This is a genomic window from Pseudidiomarina salinarum, assembly GCF_000753715.1.
In the GTDB taxonomy this organism is placed as follows: domain Bacteria; phylum Pseudomonadota; class Gammaproteobacteria; order Enterobacterales; family Alteromonadaceae; genus Pseudidiomarina; species Pseudidiomarina salinarum.
This window is the reverse complement of sequence record NZ_JPER01000001.1, coordinates 720,323-739,611: the sequence shown is the minus strand read 5'-3', so window position 1 is coordinate 739,611 and position 19,289 is coordinate 720,323. Positions and strand designations below refer to the sequence as shown.

Sequence of the window (19,289 nt, the reverse complement as noted above, 5' to 3'; positions counted from 1 at the left end):
TTAATATTCAATCAACGCCGAGCCCCAGGCAAAACCACCACCAAAGGCCTCCAGCAATAATTTCTGGCCACGGCTGATACGGCCGTCCCGCACCGCAACATCCAGTGCGATAGGTACCGATGCCGCGGACGTGTTGCCGGTATAACTTAATGTTGTAACAACCTGATCCATCGACATTTTTAATTTTTTCGCCGTGGCTTTAATAATCCGTAAATTAGCCTGATGTGGCACCAGCCAGTCGAGATCCTCAGGCGTCATCTTGTTCGCCGCCAAGGTTTCCACCACCAGTGAGCTCAGTTTGCTCACCGCCACCTTGAATACTTCGTTACCCTTCATATACATCCAGGCTTCACTGAGCTGTTCAGGCTGGTTACGGGATAAATGATTTACCCCTAACAAGTTGGCAAACTCTCCGGCACTATGCAAATGCGTAGAGATAATACCCGGTTTATCAGTAGCCTGCAGCACCACAGCGCCGGCGCCATCACCAAATAACACCAGGGTATTACGATCATCGGGGGCACATAAGCGCGAAAGCACGTCGGTACCCACCACCAGCACGTTACGATAGGTGCCACTGCGGATATACTGATCGGCTACGCTTAACGCAAAAATAAAGCCTGAACAGGCTGCGGCAACGTCAAAGGCGGGTACATCGGTATCGGTAAGACTGGCCTGAATCTCACAGGCAACGCTGGGGAACGCCCGATCACCAGAGGTGGTGGCCACCACGATCAGGTCCAGGTCATTGGCTTGTACATTGGCGGCCAGTAAGGCCTGCCGGGCAGCAGCGGCGCCCATAGTCGCGGCGTTTTCAGCAGCAGTGGCAATCCGCCGTTCAAGGATACCGGTTCGTTCTACGATCCAGTCATGGGTTGTATCAACACGTTGTTCGAGCATGGCATTGGTCAGACGCTGAGCCGGTAGATAGTGGCCAGTGCCTGCAATCATTGCTTGCATAATAGTATTTTATTCCTGCTCCAGAAGAACGTCTTCCACCCGATCGCGGATACGCGACGGGAGGTGCTGTTGAGTCTCTTCCAGGGCTTGCTCAATGGCGCTCAGAAAAGCGCGTTCGTTGGCATCGCCATGGCTTTTGATAACGACTCCCCGTAATCCTATCAGACTCGCGCCGTTGTAGTGGTCGGGCTTCAGCCAGTCCCAACTCTTCTGCAGACGACGGTAAAATAGTTTTACAAACCAGCGAGTCAGCCAGTGGGCGTGAATATTGGTGCGGATATTGTCTAACAGAAGTTCAGCCAGCCCTTCACAACTTTTCAGCGCGATATTGCCGACAAAACCATCGCAGACAATCACATCAGCCTTACCGGCAAAGAGATCATCGCCTTCGATAAAGCCTATATAATTAACCTGAGGAGATTGCTGTAACAGCTGGGCAGCGGTCTTCACCACATCATTACCCTTAATTTCCTCGGATCCCATATTAAGCAGCGCTACCCGCGGCCGGTCAATGTTCAGAACCTGCTGCGCCGCCACCGAGCCCATAATACCAAACTGGAACAAGGTATCTGAGTCGCACACCGGATTAGCACCAAGATCAAGGATAAACGCCGAGCCGCCCCGCGCCTGTGGAATGGCTGACATCAACGCCGGGCGCAGTACGCCGGGCAAGGTTTTCAGGGTGAAGTACGCCTTGGTCATCAAGGCGCCGGTATTGCCGGCACTAACACAGGCATCGGCGCTGCCATCGGCAACCAGTTCCAACGCCACGCGCATTGAGGAATCCGGCTTAGCACGAAGCGAATAGCCGGGCTTGTCTGTCATAGTGACAGTCTGGCTGGCGTGCTTCAGGGTGATCCGGGGGTGATCTAAAAGATTAGCTTTGGTGAGCAGTTCGGTAAGTTCAGTCTCATCGCCAACCACAATAAAGTGGGTGTCAGAAACAGAATTTAGCGCCTGTTTAAGCGCGCCAATAACAACTGAGGGGCCGTGATCGCCCCCCATTGCATCCAGTGCCAGTGTCAGTGCGGCCATAGCCTCACTTCCAGTTTCCGGCTTACTGGCTAACGACTTTACGGCCTTTGTAGAAACCGTCAGCTGTTACGTGGTGACGACGATGCGTTTCACCAGAGGTAGAATCAACCGACAGTGTAGGGCCGCTCAGTGAATCGTGAGAACGACGCATATCGCGACGTGAACGACTTTTCTTACTCTTTTGTACAGCCATCTTACGCTATCTCCTAAGTTTATTTGCGCTTTAATTCCTGCAACACAGCAAAAGGATTTTCCTTTGTTTCTGAGGCAGTATCAATTTTGCCCCACTGCATTGCATTACTATCTATTCGACATTCGCGCTCATCGTGTTTTGCAACAACTGGCATCGCTAATATCAGTTCGTCTTCAATCAACTGGTGCAGATTTACTTCACCAAGCTCATCTAACTCAACCGGCTCGTACTGCTCTGGCATATCGGTGGCCTTTTGCCGCTTGGTGACTGGCGCATAAGCGAAGTCAGTAAGCAAGAGTAAACGCATTGCATCGCCACAACGCTCACAAGCAACAACTACTTCAACTGAAGCCTGCCCTTTCAGGTGTTTGATATCCTGTGGGTCTACATCGAAATGTACGCTCACATCAACATCCGGACAAGGTTCAACGAGTAAGTCTTGTAAACGGACAAGGGCTGCTCCCGGAACTAATCCGAGATAACTCAACTGTTTACCGGCACTTTTAACCGGATCTGCCGTAACCGGCACTCGAACCTTTTGCATAGGGCGCGAATGTTAATGGATTCCCACCCTGAAAACAAGTGATTTTCGCATTTTTAGTACGCTTGCGCTTAATCTCCGGGTGCGGCAATTAACGGGTTTACACCCCACTTTCGCAGCATAGTAAGTAGCTGAATTACCGGCAGGCCGATGAGGCTGTTCGGATCATCTCCTTCAAGCCGCTCAAACAAGCTGATACCTAAGCCTTCGCTTTTGAAACTACCCGCGCAATTATAGGGCTGCTCGAGGCTGACATAACCTTCTATCTCTGTCGCGCTCAGCTGGCGAAACTGCACATGAAAAGGTTCCACCAGGTGCTGCAGTTCGTCACGACCCGAATGATAGACTGCCAGCCCGGTCAGAAAGGTTACCCGCTGGCCATTGCAACGCTGCAACTGTGCAATTGCATTGGTTTTATTCCCGGGCTTCCCCAGTATATCGCCGTCCTGTCCCGCAATAATGGCGACCTGATCCGACCCGATCAGAATGTGCTCCGGATAATCCGCTTTTAACGCCTGCGCTTTCGCTATAGCCAGCCGCTCAACCAGTTGTCGGGCGCTCTCCCCCGGCAATTGCGTTTCATCCACATGAGGCGCGGCACAATGAAAATCAGCAATCACTTTGCTTAATAGTTCGCGGCGAAAGGGTGAGGTTGATGCTAATACCAGTGCTGTCATAAACCGTCCTTCTAATTAAACGTGCTGTAACAGGTCGCTAAGCCGATCGATAACGGCCAACGGTTGATGGGTACTAAGCCGTTGTCGATCGTGTGCACCAAAGCTTACCCCAATTCTGGCCATCCCCAGGTTTTCGGCCATCTTCATATCATGCACCGAGTCGCCTACCATCACTGCCTGATCAGCATTCACGCCGGCCTCAGTCAGGATATCCTGCAGCATCTTCGGGCTGGGTTTGGATTCAGCTTCATCGGCGCAGCGCGAAAAATCAAAGTAATGGCGGCTTTGCGATTCATCCCAGACCCGCTCCAGACCATGCCGGGCCTTGCCGGTGGCAACCGCTAACCGGTGACCGCGTTGACGCAGTTCAGCAAGCACATCATGGGCCTTGTGAAATAGCGGGCTGGGGGTTGGATCATCAACCACATAGCACTGTCGGTAACAGCTCATAAACTGGTCGTACTGAGACACGTCCAGCTGACCAAAGAGTCGTTCAATCGCTGGATTCAGGCTGATCCCGATAATGTCCCGCACCGCGTGTTCAGTTGGTACCGGTAACTTGAGTTGTCTGGCGGTTTGCTGCATAGACGAAACAATACGCCCGACGGAGTCCATCAGCGTGCCGTCCCAATCGAATATGATCAGCGGATACTTCATGAGAATTTCTTACTACCCAGCCGTTTTAAGGTGGCCCGCAACTCATTGTCCAGCGGCGCGTTTACGGTAAGCTTCTCACCCGTCTGCGGATGTGCGAATACCAGTTTATGGGCATGCAGAAATAACCGATGCAGCCCTAACTGCGCCATGGCCTGGCTGAATTCTTCGTCGCCGTATTTAGGGTCCTGCGCGATCGGATGCCCGGCATGCAGCGCATGAACCCGGATTTGATGAGTCCGCCCGGTAATCGGCGATGCTTCAACCAGGCAACACTGCGAATAGCTCTCGAGCATCCTGAAACGGGTTTCAGCAACCTTCCCTTCTGCATCAACCCGCACCATGCGCTCACCCGATTGCAGCGTATTTTTCTGTAACGGTGCCGCCACAAACTTAACGTGCGGCTGCCACTGCCCCCGTACTAATGCAAGATACTGCTTATCCATGGTCTTCTCGCGCAGCTGTTCGTGCAGGCTACGCAGTGCCGAGCGGCGTTTGGAAATCAGAATACAACCGCTGGTTTCGCGATCCAGTCGGTGGACCAGTTCCAGATGGTTAGCATCGGGCCGCAATGCCCGCAAGCTTTCGATCAGGCCAAACTGCAGACCAGATCCGCCGTGCACGGCCAGCCCTGATGGTTTGTTCAGCACCATAAGTACGTCATCTTCGTACAGGATCTGATCCTGCAAAGCCTGTACCCGATCCAATTTGGCCGATGGTAGTGCGTTAGGCTCAGCAACCCGCACTGGCGGAATCCGCACCAGATCACCGGGCTGGAGTTTGTAGTCAGGTTTAACGCGTTTTTTATTTACCCGCACTTCACCCTTGCGCACAATCCGGTATACCAGAGATTTAGGCACGCCTTTTAATTGCGCGAGCAAATAGTTATCGATGCGCTGGCCAGCGTAATCCGCGGCAACGGTATGGAAACTTACTTGTTGGGGGGATGATGTCTCAGTCATGGGCGCAAGTTTATCATTAAACCTGCGCCCTTTGCTGCAACTTTTACGGGTTGTTGACCTGCATTTCGGTGGTCATTATCAGACCGTGATCCTTAACATCCACGGTAAAGGCCAGATTCATATCCCAGGTCATTATCCCCGCCAGTTCATCGGGAAGTTCCTCACCTGAAGCAGCCATTGCCTCGGCCAGCATTGCGAAGAGTTTTTCGTAATTCAGGCCGACCGCAAAAATACCATTTTTCGTCAGTGGTTCAGCAGCGATCGTCATGGCCTGGCTTTCCGCCCGCCCTTGCGTATGAATCAGCAGTTGGTTCTCACCGCGCCGCAAATGGTACTGCCCCGGAACACCACCCAGCATGACCACAGTCTGCGTAATATCCGTTGCTTCACCAACTTCCGGAAGCTTGGTATTCATCAACGACGGCAGCGACGCCTGGATGACATTATAAACGGCTTCAATGTCGCTGGCGGCGAGGCTAACCACTGCGTCCAGGCCGGCAGTTGCGTTACCAGCCTGCAGCGCGGCCAGGTCCAGTTCATTAAGTATTAATGCCGCGCCCTGCAAACCGTGCCCCATAGTGGTAACCGCGAGCGCCGCCAACGGATTTCTTTGCTTCATTTCCTGCTGCATATGTACTAACGGCAGGCAGCTGTATTCCGCATCGGCAACCCCAACCCATAACTTGCTCATATTAGGGGCCAGCTGCCCGATGTCCGAACCTAACGCCAGGTACGCAATAGCGTCAGTAAACTTGCCGTTCAGGCTGGACGGGATAAATCCACGTAGCCCCTGCAGATTAGCAATTGCCTCTTTGTCGCTGGTCGGTAGCAACAGATTGCTGCTTACCCGCGCCCCGCCCGCGGCATTTTGCTCAATGCTTGCATCAAAGACCAGGCCCGGCCAACGTTCGGTAATACCGGCCATATCCTGCTGACAAGCCGGTGTTTGCCAGTCTGAACGATCAGCCACCAACTCACCTTTACTAATTTTGTTCAAATCGCGCCCCAGCCGGTTGCTCTCGGGATCAGTGAAGGCTGCGGCAATAACGGCTGAACTGAGATAACCGACGGCATCGGTATGCAAATCATAATAATCAATCAGTTCACCCACCTTATTGGTCGCGCGCAGGTTATCCGCTGGTTCGCTTAGCGCAAGCCGCGTACGTAGTCCCTCTGCAGTCAGGCTACTACTATCCAAAGTCAGCGTGGCCCACGACCCTTCGACGCGCACCAGCAAATCGATTTGTACTTCATCATTACTTTCTGTGACCAGCGCATAGCGGCGATAGCTTTGGCCTTCGAGCGTATCTTGCTGGTGGCTATACCCGCTGTCCTGCTCGGCGGCATCAAACATGGCCCAGAACTGCGCTTCATCGCTCACCTGCAGTCGCATCACCGGAGCTATACCAACCATATAGATGAGACTGCGACTTTTGGCGCTCAGGCCGGTAAGCTCACTGAACTGCTCAGGTTGTTCAAGCGCGCTCAGAAACTGATCGAACAGACTGAATGCGAAGCCTGCCGGCTGTGCTTCATCGATCGCTAATTCGCTCCGTGCCTGCTCAAGATTAGCGCGCGTCTTACTGACACTTTCTGCCGGCATCATGCCCACAGTCGCCAGATAAGTCGGTATATCAATGGGCTTGATTTGTACGGACAACAGAGCTGTGTCTGCCGGTACATAAGCCAGTTCAGGCATATCAATACGGCTATCAGTCGCGGTCCAGGCAAAATAGCCAATGGCTCCGGCAGCGACCACGGCGGCGGCAATAAGGGCGTTACGCATTGTTCTCTCCGTTAGGAATTATCCGTTTGGAATTATTATTGTAAAAATAGTGTATCTAAGCCTTAATCCGGACACAAGCAACCGCATAGATCTTGTAATAAGGGGGGCTTATGTGGGATAATTATTTGCCGGAAAAATACCGCACCGGTTGATAGAGCGCGGTACGTGGTAACACGTTGATATATTGTAAAAAATTCGCGTGATTTGAGCGCCTTGGGCTGACAACGACCCTCCACCTCAGGATACGACTATTACCGTCGAGATCCTGATGGCACGGAACCAACGTCGGTTTTAGCATAACCCAACCGCCAGATAATCAAATCACAATTAGCAGAGCTAATGCTACGGCATAGCACGAAGAGTATTCACAAGCGCGTTTCGGCTTGGAAACCAATTGCAAGCCTCACGTTACAGTTAACGGGGGGTGTCAGTCCCCGCTGCGAAAGCGCTATGACAGATCACAATTAGAACTCGGAATCGCGACGGCTATAAGCCTTTCGTGCTGTGTTGTGGCTAAATTATTAAGAGTCACAACAAATGAAAAGAATGTTAATTAATGCCACGCAACAGGAAGAATTGCGTGTTGCACTGGTCGACGGGCAGCGCCTGTACGACCTTGATATCGAAAGCCCCGGGCACGAGCAGAAAAAAGCCAATATCTATAAAGGCAAAATCACTCGTATCGAACCCAGTTTAGAAGCCGCCTTTGTTGATTACGGTGCCGACCGGCACGGTTTTCTGCCCCTCAAAGAAATCGCCAAAACTTACTTCCCGTCTGGCTATACCTTCTCAGGCCGCCCGAATATTCGTGACGTGGTCAAAGAAGGCCAGGAAGTTATTGTTCAGATCGATAAAGAAGAACGCGGCCAGAAAGGCGCAGCGTTAACGACCTTTATCTCGCTGGCCGGCAGCTATCTGGTATTAATGCCGAATAACCCGCGTGCTGGTGGTATTTCCCGTCGCATTGAAGGTGATGAACGCACCGACCTGAAAGAAGCCCTGAGCGAACTGAATGTCCCTGACGAAATGGGTCTGATTGTCCGCACCGCTGGCGTGGGTAAATCAACCGAAGAACTTGATTGGGATCTGAACGTTCTGATCCATCATTGGCAGGCCATTGAAAAAGCCGCCAAAGAGCGCCCTGCTCCGTTCCTTATCCACCAGGAAAGTAACGTCGTATTCCGTGCCATCCGTGACTACCTGCGCCGCGATATCGGCGAGGTCATGATCGATAACCAAAAGATTTATGACCAGGTTCGCGAGCACGTTAGCCTGATCCGTCCTGACTTTTTAAACAAGGTTAAAATGTATCAGGGCGATGTTCCCCTGTTTAACCATTACCAGATCGAAAGCCAGATTGAGTCGGCATTTCAACGTGAGGTTCGCCTGCCATCAGGTGGCTCTATTGTTATCGATCCCACTGAAGCACTGACTTCAATCGACATCAACTCGTCGCGCGCTACCAAAGGCGGCGATATTGAAGAAACCGCCTATCAGACCAACCTGGAAGCAGCCGAAGAAATCGCTCGCCAGTTGCGCCTGCGTGATGTTGGCGGCCTGGTGGTTATCGATTTCATCGATATGACCCCGGTTCGTCATCAGCGTGAAGTTGAAAATCGTCTGCGCGATAGCCTGAAACAGGATCGCGCGCGCATTCAGGTTGCCCGTATTTCACGCTTTGGCCTGCTGGAAATGTCCCGCCAGCGGTTACGCCCGTCACTGGGTGAGTCATCAAATAATGTATGTCCGCGCTGTAGCGGCCATGGCACGATTCGTTCTTCTGAGTCGCTGGCGCTGTCTATTCTGCGCCTGATTGAAGAAGAAGCACTGAAAGACAATACTCTGCAGGTGCAGGCTCAGGTGCCGGTAACGGTTGCAACCTACTTACTTAACGAGAAACGCAACGCCATCGTCGATATCGAAAAGCGCCATTCCGTTTCTTTGCTGGTTATTGCCAATCCGCACCTGGATACACCACACTTCGATGTGAAGCGTCTGCGTTCAGATGAACAGGAAGAGGCTCACAGCTTCACCCTGATCGAACGCCCTGAAGATACCAGCACTGAAGTCGTGCTTAACCGTGATAAGCCAGCTTTTGAAGAACCAGCACTGAAAGGTCTGCAGGCGCCTGCTGCGCCGGCACCGATACCAGCACCAGCTGAAGCTCGCGAAGTAGCCTTTAAGGGAACCCCCAAAGCAGCTGAGCCTTCTCTTGTTGGTCGCATGTTTAAATGGCTGGGTAGCGTGTTCGGTGAAGAAAAGCCAAGCGCTGCTGAAACCAAGGCACGTGAAGAGAAAGAACGTGAACAGCAACGTCGGGGCAGCCAGCAACGTCGTCCGCAAGGTACTCGTGGTGGCGCTAACCGCCGTCGTGGTGGCCGTGGACGCCCGCGTGATGATGAGTCAGCTGCAACCGGCAAAGCAGCAGCACCGTCTGATAGTAAAGCTGCTACTGACGATAGTCAGAAAGAACAACGCGGCAGCCGTCGCGGTGGCCGTGGTCGTCAGCGCCCTGCGCGTGGTGACCAGCAGCAGAAAGCACCTGAAAAAGCCGCCGATAAGGCACCGGATCAGGCCGCAGCCCAGGAGCCAGCTCAGGAAGCTGCTGCTGAGCGTAAGCCAGCACAGCCCAAGCAGCGTCGTCAGCGTCGCAAACTTGAGCAGTCCGTGCGAATTGGCACTGAATTGGCAAAAGAGCCGGCAGCAACCACAGCTGCCGAACCTGAAGCCGCCAAACCACAAGCGTCATCCGGCCGTAAAGTTGATCCGCGCATGCAGGCTGCTGCCGATATGATCGCTGCTGAGAAGTCTTCAAGCCCGGTGAAGAAAGAGGACGAAGTCGCTGTATCTGACACGGCTGCACCAGAAACTACGCCAACGGAAACTACCGCAGCCGAAAGTACCGGAACTCCGGCGGCCGATACTGAAGTGACCGAAGCCAAGCCAACGCGTAACCGTAGTCGCCGTTCACCGCGTCATCAGCGTGCCGCGGGACAGCGCCGTAAAGCTGAGCAGGAAGCAGAAACAGCCGAAACGCAAGCGTCTGAAACTGCTGCAACTGCTGAAAGCACAGACACAGCTGAAACCACTGAACAGAAAGAAGTGACTGCTAAGCCTGAGGTAACAGCGGAACCAGCTGCGCCCGAAGCTGAAGTAGAAGCGGTTCAGCCGGCTGAAGCGCCCATAACGGAACCGAAAGCGGAACCGAAGGCGGAACCGAAAGCCGAAGCAGAGCCGAAGGCCGAAGCGGAACCAAAGACTGAAGCACAGCCAGAACCAAAGGCTGAAGCCCAGCCGGAAGTAAAAGCTGAGCCAGAAGCGAAGCCTGAAGTTGCAGCGAAGCCGGAACCAGCGGCCAAGCCGGCCAAAGCAGAGCCAAAGGCGAAGCCCAAGGCTAAAGCGAAGGCTAAGGCGAAAACTGCTACCGGCGTTTCTGCTCCTATGGCCAAGGCTGTACCAGAACCACGCGGCAGTGAATTTAAAGCCTTGCCGGCGGCTGACAACAGCAAGCGGCCTGCCCCTGCTAAATCAGAGCGCAGCTCTGGTCTGCAGCATGCCCGTTCAGTAGTCAGCGCGGAAATGACTAAGTGCGACTGATTTAGTCGACGCATAAAAAAAACCGGAATCATCTGATTCCGGTTTTTTTATGCCTGATGGGTATTACTTCAGGTTTTCTTCAAACAACTTGAAGATTCTGCGATATTCATCCAGCCAGCTGGATGGCTGACGGAAACCGTGCGGCTCTACCGGGTAGATCGCCGTTTCAAAGTCTTCTTTTTCGTGTTCAATCAAACGTTGTACCACCCGGACACTATCCTGGAAGAACACGTTATCGTCGACCATAGGCGCGTTAATCAACAACGCATCCTGCAGGCCTTCAGTAAAATAGATAGGCGAACTACGGCGATAAGCAATAGGATCAATATCTGGCAGATTCAGGATATTCGAAGTATAACCGGTATTATAATGAGCCCAGTCGCTGACCGGCCGCAGAGCCGCTCCGGCTTTAAATAATCCGGGCTCCTTAAACAGCGACATAAAGGTCAGGAAGCCACCATAAGACCCGCCATATGTACCTACGCGGTCCGTATCAACATTGGCGTTTTCGCCCATCCAGTTAACCACATCAATAAGATCTTCAACCTCTGGTGTGCCCATCTGCCGGTAAATAGCAGTACGCCAGTCACGGCCGTACCCCTTAGAACCGCGATAATCCAGGTCAATAACCACATAACCTTGCTGATTCAGGAAGGTATGGAACATGAACTCACGCTGATAACCCGACCAGCCGCTATGAGCGTTTTGCAGGTAACCTGCACCGTGAATGAAAACCACCGCCGGATACGCTTCAGAACGGTTTTCATCATAGTCGGCAGGATAATAAACCCGCGAATAGATCGGGTGATCGACATGGCTTGATGGCACCGCGACAATCGCCGGGGCAGTCCAGTCAACCGCCATGAATTCATCGGTAACTGTATCGGTTAGCTGTTGCGCGCTGACTTCACCAAGTTCCTGAACATAGAGTTCTTCAGGTTTCAGTGCTGTTGAATGCCGGATCAATAAGTGGTCTTCGTTGGGCGACAACTCATAGTTGTTAATTCCGCCAAGCACAGACAGCTGCTGTAATTCACCGGTCTCAGTCTGAACCCGGAAAATTTCATAGTTACCGGGGTGGGTCTTATTCGCACTGAAATAGATGTAGTCGCCGCGCTTATTCACCTGCGGATCTTCAGTAACAAACTGGCCGCTGGTTAACTGACGTTGCTTACCACCTGGCACCTTGGTGTAAAGATGCGCATAGCCATCCTCTTCGGACTGGAACCAAAGCGTATTTGAACCCGGCAAAAAGCCGAACTCGTTATGGGTGTAGTTAATCCAGGCATCGTCATGTAAGCGATGCTGATTTACCAGCTGCTTGCCGGCAAAGTCCAGGGTCGCAATCCAGCGGTCTTTGTTATCCCAGGCTTCCAGCATAACAGCAGCTTGCTGGCCATCATCGGTCCAGCGAATGGCGCCGCCATCCCAGCCCCAGTCCTGCATCAGCGTAATCGGACGTGGCTTTTTCTCTGACTTGTACGTCTTGCCCTGCGCCTCATGGTTCTCTTTCTTAACCGCCGCTAAAACGTCTTCATTCCAGCCCGGCAAGGTGTTGTAAGTCAGGGTAGTTTGTTCACCAGTATTGAGATCCAGTACCAACAGACTATGCTTGACTGGCTTGGCATCAGCCACCCGCCGCCGCGCTTGTTCTGCTTTCACCCGGGCATCTTCGGCCACATAGTTCGGCATAATATCTGACTCATCACGCCAGCTTTGTGGATCCGATATCGCCACAATCATTTTGTCGCCAGCCGGTGATAAATTGGCCGCTACAATTTGCTTTTTACTGCCCAGATAAAAGGGTTCCGGCGCCACTGACGGATTGGCTTTAGCGAGTTTCTGTTCGCGTGCCAGCCGTTCGCTGCGAGCCTGGCGCTCTTTCTGAACAAACTTGATCAAATCAACCTGCTCACGGGCAATAAAGTCTTCAGGCTCGGTCACCCCTTTAGGCGCGTCAGCCGTTTTTAAAGCGGCAACCTGATGAATTAAACCGGTGCGGGGATCCACAGTGAAAAAGTCATTCTGTTCGCGATAGGCCAGGCGGCCGTCCGTCATAAATACTAACTGCGACTGGCGCGCTTCATCCCGCGTTAGCTGCCGCGTTTCATTTGCGTTCAGATCGCGGACAAAAATATTGCCCTCGAACAGGTAAGCCATCATGCTGCGATCGGCGTTGTAAACTGCATCACGGTAGGCATAGTTGTGCAGCTTATCCAGCGGCACCTGATGCGCTTCTTCGGCATCAAGCGGCAAATGGTACCAATCGCGCAGTTCGCTGCCTTCGCGCTTCTGCGCATAGAGAACGCCACTGCTGTCGTGCATCCAGTACGCGTCTTCAGGAGAGCGTGCTACCCAGTCCTGATCAGCCATGATTTTACTGATGGACAAGCCGGTATTAGCTACCGCCTGCTCATTCCCCTGCAGTTGCACTACTGCTGTGGGTTTATTAACCCCCTGCGCGGACTGCTGCGCATCGACACCGCTTGTGCTAGCGCAGGAAACTGTAAACAGTGCTGCCGCTATGGCCAGAGCCAGTTTAGTTTTCATTATTATCGTCCTTTTAAAAAACAGTGATCGAACTCTTGATGGCATTCCTGAAGGCATTACTGGTGACATTAAAACAAAATGCCCGGCAAACTGCGAGCCGGGCATCAGGATATTGCGATGAAGCTAAAAGTATCTGCGGTTAAGCTTAATTTTCAGCATCCGGTTGTTTAGACGGATGCGCCGCAGCAACCCATGGCAAATCAGACAAACGCCCGTAAACTTCACGCAAGCATGGGTAATCGCTAAGATCGATACCGAAGCGTTCAGCGCTATAGACTTGCGGAACCAGACAAATATCCGCCATCGAGAATTCATCACCAACACAATAAGTGCCGGCGTTATCATTCAGGCTGGTTTCAAATGCGGTAAAGCTCAGTTTGAACCAATGCTGAAGCCAGGCGGACTTCCCTTCATCGCTCACCCCCAGCTGCTTCGTCAGATATTGCTGTACCCGCAAATTGATAAGTGGCTGCAGTTCGCTGGCTAAATCCAGCGACATCGCACGAATGACTGCACGGTTTGCCGCCTTCCCCGGTAATAATGCAGGGCCCGGATACTTCTCATCCAGATACTCCATAATCGCCAGTGACTGGTGTACAACATTGCGTCCGTCTACCAGGGTCGGTACCAGTTCATTTGGATTCAGCTGTTTATAGGCTTGTTTGTGCTGTTCACCGCCATCGTTCAGCAGATGCACAGGAAGGTAATTGTAATCTAAGCGTTTATAGTTCAGCGCGATACGAGCGCGATAACTGGCGCTTGAGCGCCAGTATCCATATAGTTCCATGCCATGCTCCGTTATTCCGGCTGCGTGTATTGAACAACTTTTTGATCAATGGAACCAAAAATGCTGGTCCCCTGGTTATCTTTCATCTCAATGCGAATGGTATCACCGAACTGCATAAAACCGGTCGCTGGCTTGCCATCACGTATGGTTTCAATCATCCGGACTTCGGCAATACAACTGTAACCAACGCCACCTTCCTTGATTGCACTACCATGATCAGTACCCTGTTTATTGGATACCGTACCTGAACCAATAATGGTGCCCGCATTCAGATGACGGGTTTTGGCGGCATGTTCAATCAGCCGGGCAAAGTCAAAGGTCATATCTTCGCCGGCATTGGGTTTACCAAAAGCTTCACCGTTATACGTACTTAACAGCGGCAGGTGCAGCTTATTGTCGCGCCAGACGTCACCTAACTCATCAGGGGTCACCGCCACCGGTGAGAACGCTGACGAGGGTTTAGACTGGAAGAAGCCGAACCCTTTACCCAGTTCGTTAGGAATCAGGCCACGCAACGACACATCATTGACCAGCATAATAAGGCGGATAAATTCACCAGCCTGCCCGGCGTTCGTGCCCATAGCCACGTCATCAGTGATTATGGCGATCTCAGCTTCAAAATCAATACCCCAGCTGGTATCGGCCATTTCGATGTCATCTTTTGGCCCCAGAAAATCATCCGAACCGCCCTGATACATTAACGGATCAGTCCAGAAACTGGGCGGCATTTCAGCATTTCGCGCTTTCCGCACCAGCTCGACGTGATTCACATACGCACTGCCGTCAGCCCACTGATAAGCACGTGGTAACGGCGATTCGCACAGCTCTTCGTTAAAGTTTTCGGCGTCAGTCAGTTCACCTTTATTCAGTGCCTGGTAGACTTTCTCCAGTTCCGGCGCAATACCATCCCAGTCATCCAGAACTTCCTGCAGGGTTGCGGCCAGGCCTGGTACGGCAATAGCTTTAGTTAAATCACGGCTGACCAGCATCAACTGGCCGTCGCGGGTTCCATTCCGATAACTTGCAAACTTCATAAACTCTCTCGTTTTTATTTGTTAGTCGTGGGCTTTCCAGCTGTAAACATAGTCCGGATTTTCCACCGTTGCACAGGCGTCACCAATCTGCAACGCATCACGGGTGTCCAGCATTACCGCCACTTCGTCAGTGAACTTCTTCTTATGTTCACGGCCGGCCTGAAATGCTTTCGGATGTGGCCCATGGGTAAAACCAGCCGGGTGAAAAGTCACCATCCCTTTATCAATGTTGTCGCGACTAAAGAAGTCTCCTTCATGATAGAACAGGACTTCATCATAATCGTCATTATTATGATAAAAAGGCACTTTTAAGGCGCCGGGATCGGATTCAATCGGACGGGGTACAAAGGTACAAACCACAAAGCGATCGGCGACAAAGGTCGTGTGAGCCGATGGCGGCAGATGGTAGCGGTGGCTCATCAACGGCCGGATATCCCGCCAGTTAATACGCACCGGCGCCAGATCTCCGTGCCAGCCAATAGCATCAAGCGGATTGTACGGGTAGGTAATAGTGGCAATCTTATCGTGCCGCTTTACCTGCACCTGCCATTCATCTTCACTGTATTGCGCTTTGAACTGCTCATTAATATCCGGAACATCCAGTACCGCCGGATCAAAGATGGCATGATTACCCACCAGCCCTTTCTCAGGCAGCTGGTACGAGCCATTAGTGGCTTCAATCATCACCAGTTGCATGGGTTCCAGTGGCTGGATACGCCAAGAGGTCGAACGGGGAATACTGAAGTAATCCCCTTTCTCCAGCGTGATGTGACCGTAGTCACAAAATAATTCACCCCGCCCTTCATGCACGAACAGCAACTCGTCACCATCGGCATTGCGGGCCAGAAACTTCATATCCTCGCGACAGTGCCAGATACGAAATTTGCAGTGGGCGTTATGCAACAACACGGGGACTTGCCAGGGCGACTCCACGGCCACCCCGTCCAGTTTATTGAAGTCATAGTTATGGGGGCGTAATTCGCCTTCCCAGTGACTCCAGCCGGTAGGAGCATGCCGATGATGAAAATGCGTCGCCGGCCCGAAAAAGCCACTGCGGCCTACTTCACGTTCATAAATCGCCTGCTCCGGAAAGTCAGCGTGCGCCTGTTTGGACGACACCCCGACTTGTTTCGGAAAGCTGATCCATTTACGCATCGCTTAACACTCCACGGCGGATTTGATCTTCTTCAATCGATTCAAACAGCGCTTTGAAGTTCCCTTCACCGAAGCCTTCATTGCCTTTGCGCTGGATGATTTCGAAGAATACCGGGCCAATCACAGTATTGGTAAAGATCTGCAGCAAAATACCGTCTTTCATCGGCGCACCGTCAATTAGAATCTGCAGCTCTTTAAGCATTGCTACATCTTCTTCATGGCCTTCAACCCGCTCATCGATCTTGTCGTAGTAGGTATCCGGCGTCTTCATAAACTTCATACCGATATCACGCAGGTCACGAACCGTTTTGTAGATGTCATCACTGGTTAAAGCGATATGCTGAATACCTTCGCCTTTATATTCACGCAGGTATTCTTCGATCTGTGATTTATCATCATGAGATTCATTAATCGGGATCCGGATTTTTCCGCATGGCGCAGTCATCGCCCGGCTCAGCAAGCCAGTCAGTTTGCCTTCGATATCGAAGTAACGAATTTCACGGAAGTTACCAATGCGCTCGTAAAAGCCGGCCCAGGTATTCATGTTGCCGCGAAATACATTGTGCGTCAGGTGATCAACTTCATACAGACCGGCCGCGTGCTCTTTCATTTTTGCTTCCCAGTTTTCATAAAAATCAAAATCCTGGGCATAAATGTTGTCTTCGCCGGCATAGTTATCGACAAAATACAGTACGCTCTCACCAATACCGTAAACCGCCGGGAAATCAGCCTCGCCTGCTGCGGTGTCGCGTTTAAATGGCTTGGCGCCATTTTTCACGGCGTGATCAAAAGCCTGTTGCGCATCTTTAACGCGCCACGCCATACCGCAAACGCTCGGGCCATGTTCTTTAGCAAAGGCTTCAGCCTGACCGCCGGTTTCAGCGTTGATTAAAAAATTAATGTCGTTCTGTTTATACAGCCAGACTTCCTTGCGCTTGTGTTTAGCGACTTCAGTAAAGCCAAGCTTATCGAAAAGTTCTTTAAGGGCAGCAATACCCTCGCTGTTCGGGGCAGCATATTCAACAAACTCAAAGCCGTTGGTCTGTAGTGGATTATAGTTAATATCAGTCATTTCGGACTCCTGTGATTATAATAAGCAGACTGCCGTGCAGCCGCTGTAAGTCGAATTTTACTGGCCTATTTAGCGCCAGATTAGGCTATTTGACCAGTGCCTGACCGTAAAAGCCGGCAGTGCGTCGCGCGGCCGCCTTGTAAACTAATGCGTACACTGAACCGGGCACCTGCCCAGGACCGCCAAAATCTATGGGTTGCGCTGATTTACCAGGCGCCGCCGCTGTCATCATCTGTTTACAGACGCTTTTTCGGGCGCTGCTTACCAATTTTATATTCACGCAGTTTATTGGCCACCGCGGTATGGGATAAGCCCAGTTTCCTGGCCAGCTGCCGGGTACTGGGATAAGCAGGATACAACCGGCTCAAAATGGTGCTTTCAAACTTCTTAACGGCTTCATCAAGGGTCCGATCTCCCAGCTCTACCGCGACACTCTCGTGGGCCGCAAGCGACTCGGGCAACTGCAGGTCATCGGCACTCAGCCGTTCCCCATCAAGCATCGAAATTGACCGGAACAAAACGTTTTCGAGCTGTCTGACATTGCCCGGCCACTGATAATTCTGTAACCGCTCGCGGCAACTCCGGTTCAGTGTAATCAGACTCCGGCCGAGTTTGTGGCAGGTCTGTAAGCTAAAGTAATCTGCCAGTAACGGTATGTCCGAACGCCGGTCCCGCAGCGCTGGTATCACCAACGTCAGTACATTCAGCCGGTAATAGAGGTCTTCGCGAAACTCACCGGAGGCAACGCGATCCAGTAGGTCGTCCTGCACGGAGCAGATAATGCGTACATCAACTTCTACTTCCTGCTCTTCACCAATGCGGCGGAAGCGGCCATCCTGAATAAATCGCAGGAGCTTGGCCTGTAATTCATTCGACATCTCGCTGACCGCGTCCAGCAATACAGTACCGCCATTGGCCTGTTCAAAAATGCCTTTTTTGGCTTCGGTATGAGGCCCCAGGCTGCCTTTACCATGACCAAACAGTTCGCTTTCCGCAACGTTATCAGGCAAGGCCGCACAATTGACCGCCAGAAATGGCTGCGGCGCGCGGTTACCCGCCTGATGACAGGCTCTGGCCAGCAACTCTTTACCGACGCCCGTTTCGCCCTGTATCAATAGCGGTACGCTCAGTTCAGCCATACGGGCGGCTTCTTTCAGCAACCGCTTCATCTGCGGATGCTCAGTGACTATCTGGCTAAAGGCATCACTATGATGGCCACGCTGCCATTGACCACTCAGTGGCTGCGGCTTGCAGGTGACAACAGCGCCAGCGAAACTGGTACGGCCGGTTTCATCGGTTACCCAGATCGGCAACAAGTCAGCGAAGTATTTAGCGCCGCCGATACTTACCTGCTCAAGAATATCGTCTTTGGGTTGCCGCTCAAGCCAGCGCACTACGTTAAAACCGCTCAGCCACTGGCCGATTGAAGTGCCGGTTATCTGCTGACGGGCGTCAGAGAGGGTCTGTTGCGCGGCGTCGTTAGCTATATCAATGATCCCTCGGGCATCAACTGACAGCACCGGGTCGGGTAGTTTGCGCAGCAATAAGCTGAATTCGAAGTGTTCCCGTTCTGACGGCATAAAGGGCACGGTTTTGACATCTTTCACATTCGGAATACGCCGGATCTCGGGCATCAGGTGCTGAAAATCGGCGAATTCGAGTTCCGGAAAGTTGAGAAAAATTTTACCGCGGGGATCAACTTCAATACCGCGCAAGTCAATTTCATGGTCACGCAGTATCTGCAATACATCCTGACACAGGCCAAGCCGGTCATCACAAGTAATTTCCAAACGCATAGAGCCAGCCGTTGTAGGGTCCGATAAAGAATATGTAAACTAAAGTATACACTAAAAAGCCTCCGGTGGTCATCCCACCGGAGGCTTTGTTGCTGGTCCGATCATCTCAGCGCCAGGCGCGCGAGACTAATCTTCTAATAGCTTGTCGGTACGTGCGGCCATGATAAAGTCATTCTTATGCAAGCCGTTAATAGCGTGGGTCCACCAGGTAACCGTAGTTTTACCCCATTCAGTGACCAGCGTCGGATGATGGAATTCGTCTTCTGCAATTTCACCAACCTTATTGGTAAATTCCAGCGCCAGTTTAAAATTCTTAAATTTAAACTCCCGTTCCAACTGCATAACGCCGTCCCGCACTACCGGGGTCCAGTTTGGAACTTTACGCATTAAATCTGCCAGTTCTTCGTCCGTTACCTGCGGTGCATCAGCATTACAGGCTTCACATTTTTGTTTTTCTAAATCAGACATGACCACTCCTATAAAAAATTTA

16 protein-coding genes are annotated in these 19,289 nt (G+C 52.0%); 1 reads left to right on the top strand and 15 read right to left on the bottom strand.

What is annotated here, in order from left to right; all coding sequences use genetic code 11:
• The 8 genes from IDSA_RS03550 to IDSA_RS03520 all read right to left on the bottom strand — a co-directional run bounded on the left by IDSA_RS03550 (position 1) and on the right by IDSA_RS03520 (position 6,808).
• On the bottom strand, positions 1-960 hold the full coding sequence (locus tag IDSA_RS03550; RefSeq protein WP_034774268.1) for a beta-ketoacyl-ACP synthase III: 960 nt from the start codon (positions 958-960) through the stop codon (positions 1-3).
• Between the two features lie 9 nt (positions 961-969).
• Positions 970-1,995: a phosphate acyltransferase PlsX gene (gene plsX / locus IDSA_RS03545; protein WP_034774265.1), complete on the bottom strand. Its 1,026-nt coding sequence runs from the start codon at positions 1,993-1,995 to the stop codon at positions 970-972.
• 22 nt (positions 1,996-2,017) lie between these two features.
• Positions 2,018-2,188 (bottom strand): 50S ribosomal protein L32, encoded by a 171-nt coding sequence (gene rpmF / locus IDSA_RS11975; protein WP_084694024.1) that lies wholly within the window; start codon positions 2,186-2,188, stop codon positions 2,018-2,020.
• A 19-nt stretch (positions 2,189-2,207) separates the two neighbouring features.
• Complete coding sequence (gene yceD / locus IDSA_RS03540) at positions 2,208-2,732, bottom strand: 23S rRNA accumulation protein YceD (RefSeq protein WP_034774262.1); 525 nt, start codon at positions 2,730-2,732, stop codon at positions 2,208-2,210.
• 68 nt (positions 2,733-2,800) lie between these two features.
• Positions 2,801-3,406: a Maf family protein gene (locus IDSA_RS03535; protein WP_034774260.1), complete on the bottom strand. Its 606-nt coding sequence runs from the start codon at positions 3,404-3,406 to the stop codon at positions 2,801-2,803.
• 15 nt (positions 3,407-3,421) lie between these two features.
• Positions 3,422-4,063, bottom strand: coding sequence for an HAD family hydrolase (locus IDSA_RS03530; protein ID WP_034774256.1), 642 nt, complete (start codon positions 4,061-4,063; stop codon positions 3,422-3,424).
• On the bottom strand, positions 4,060-5,022 hold the full coding sequence (gene rluC / locus IDSA_RS03525) for a 23S rRNA pseudouridine(955/2504/2580) synthase RluC (RefSeq protein WP_034774251.1): 963 nt from the start codon (positions 5,020-5,022) through the stop codon (positions 4,060-4,062). The genes IDSA_RS03530 and rluC overlap by 4 nt, the downstream gene beginning before the upstream one ends.
• A gap of 43 nt (positions 5,023-5,065) precedes the next feature.
• A complete protein-coding gene (locus tag IDSA_RS03520) occupies positions 5,066-6,808 on the bottom strand; it encodes a hypothetical protein (protein WP_034774249.1) in 1,743 nt (580 codons plus the stop codon).
• A 537-nt stretch (positions 6,809-7,345) separates the two neighbouring features.
• Here IDSA_RS03520 and rne point away from each other — a divergent pair.
• Entirely contained in the window at positions 7,346-10,405 is a 3,060-nt protein-coding gene (rne, locus tag IDSA_RS03515; protein WP_034774246.1) for a ribonuclease E, read from the top strand.
• A 63-nt stretch (positions 10,406-10,468) separates the two neighbouring features.
• On the opposite strand, the gene IDSA_RS03510 is transcribed toward rne, so the two are convergent.
• The 7 genes from IDSA_RS03510 to IDSA_RS03480 all read right to left on the bottom strand — a co-directional run bounded on the left by IDSA_RS03510 (position 10,469) and on the right by IDSA_RS03480 (position 19,267).
• Positions 10,469-12,955, bottom strand: coding sequence for a S9 family peptidase (locus IDSA_RS03510; protein WP_198024030.1), 2,487 nt, complete (start codon positions 12,953-12,955; stop codon positions 10,469-10,471).
• Between the two features lie 145 nt (positions 12,956-13,100).
• Complete coding sequence (gene maiA, locus IDSA_RS03505) at positions 13,101-13,742, bottom strand: maleylacetoacetate isomerase (protein WP_034774243.1); 642 nt, start codon at positions 13,740-13,742, stop codon at positions 13,101-13,103.
• An 11-nt stretch (positions 13,743-13,753) separates the two neighbouring features.
• Positions 13,754-14,776 (bottom strand): fumarylacetoacetate hydrolase family protein, encoded by a 1,023-nt coding sequence (locus tag IDSA_RS03500; protein ID WP_034774239.1) that lies wholly within the window; start codon positions 14,774-14,776, stop codon positions 13,754-13,756.
• A gap of 21 nt (positions 14,777-14,797) precedes the next feature.
• On the bottom strand, positions 14,798-15,931 hold the full coding sequence (locus tag IDSA_RS03495) for a homogentisate 1,2-dioxygenase (RefSeq protein WP_034774236.1): 1,134 nt from the start codon (positions 15,929-15,931) through the stop codon (positions 14,798-14,800).
• A complete protein-coding gene (gene hppD / locus IDSA_RS03490; RefSeq protein ID WP_034774233.1) occupies positions 15,924-17,003 on the bottom strand; it encodes a 4-hydroxyphenylpyruvate dioxygenase in 1,080 nt (359 codons plus the stop codon). The genes IDSA_RS03495 and hppD overlap by 8 nt, the downstream gene beginning before the upstream one ends.
• Before the next feature lie 236 nt (positions 17,004-17,239).
• On the bottom strand, positions 17,240-18,799 hold the full coding sequence (tyrR, locus tag IDSA_RS03485; protein WP_034774230.1) for a transcriptional regulator TyrR: 1,560 nt from the start codon (positions 18,797-18,799) through the stop codon (positions 17,240-17,242).
• A gap of 126 nt (positions 18,800-18,925) precedes the next feature.
• Complete coding sequence (locus tag IDSA_RS03480) at positions 18,926-19,267, bottom strand: 4a-hydroxytetrahydrobiopterin dehydratase (protein ID WP_034774227.1); 342 nt, start codon at positions 19,265-19,267, stop codon at positions 18,926-18,928.
• Between the last annotated feature and the right edge of the window lie 22 nt (positions 19,268-19,289).

What these genes read in the sequence shown, in the direction of transcription:
- IDSA_RS03550 (WP_034774268.1), bottom strand. Translation starts at nt 960, where the DNA reads ATGCAAGCAATGATTGCAGGCACTGGCCACTATCTACCGGCTCAGCGT.
- plsX (WP_034774265.1), bottom strand. Translation starts at nt 1,995, where the DNA reads ATGGCCGCACTGACACTGGCACTGGATGCAATGGGGGGCGATCACGGC.
- rpmF (WP_084694024.1), bottom strand. Translation starts at nt 2,188, where the DNA reads ATGGCTGTACAAAAGAGTAAGAAAAGTCGTTCACGTCGCGATATGCGT.
- yceD (WP_034774262.1), bottom strand. Translation starts at nt 2,732, where the DNA reads ATGCAAAAGGTTCGAGTGCCGGTTACGGCAGATCCGGTTAAAAGTGCC.
- IDSA_RS03535 (WP_034774260.1), bottom strand. Translation starts at nt 3,406, where the DNA reads ATGACAGCACTGGTATTAGCATCAACCTCACCCTTTCGCCGCGAACTA.
- IDSA_RS03530 (WP_034774256.1), bottom strand. Translation starts at nt 4,063, where the DNA reads ATGAAGTATCCGCTGATCATATTCGATTGGGACGGCACGCTGATGGAC.
- rluC (WP_034774251.1), bottom strand. Translation starts at nt 5,022, where the DNA reads ATGACTGAGACATCATCCCCCCAACAAGTAAGTTTCCATACCGTTGCC.
- IDSA_RS03520 (WP_034774249.1), bottom strand. Translation starts at nt 6,808, where the DNA reads ATGCGTAACGCCCTTATTGCCGCCGCCGTGGTCGCTGCCGGAGCCATT.
- rne (WP_034774246.1), top strand. Translation starts at nt 7,346, where the DNA reads ATGAAAAGAATGTTAATTAATGCCACGCAACAGGAAGAATTGCGTGTT.
- IDSA_RS03510 (WP_198024030.1), bottom strand. Translation starts at nt 12,955, where the DNA reads ATGAAAACTAAACTGGCTCTGGCCATAGCGGCAGCACTGTTTACAGTT.
- maiA (WP_034774243.1), bottom strand. Translation starts at nt 13,742, where the DNA reads ATGGAACTATATGGATACTGGCGCTCAAGCGCCAGTTATCGCGCTCGT.
- IDSA_RS03500 (WP_034774239.1), bottom strand. Translation starts at nt 14,776, where the DNA reads ATGAAGTTTGCAAGTTATCGGAATGGAACCCGCGACGGCCAGTTGATG.
- IDSA_RS03495 (WP_034774236.1), bottom strand. Translation starts at nt 15,931, where the DNA reads ATGCGTAAATGGATCAGCTTTCCGAAACAAGTCGGGGTGTCGTCCAAA.
- hppD (WP_034774233.1), bottom strand. Translation starts at nt 17,003, where the DNA reads ATGACTGATATTAACTATAATCCACTACAGACCAACGGCTTTGAGTTT.
- tyrR (WP_034774230.1), bottom strand. Translation starts at nt 18,799, where the DNA reads ATGCGTTTGGAAATTACTTGTGATGACCGGCTTGGCCTGTGTCAGGAT.
- IDSA_RS03480 (WP_034774227.1), bottom strand. Translation starts at nt 19,267, where the DNA reads ATGTCTGATTTAGAAAAACAAAAATGTGAAGCCTGTAATGCTGATGCA.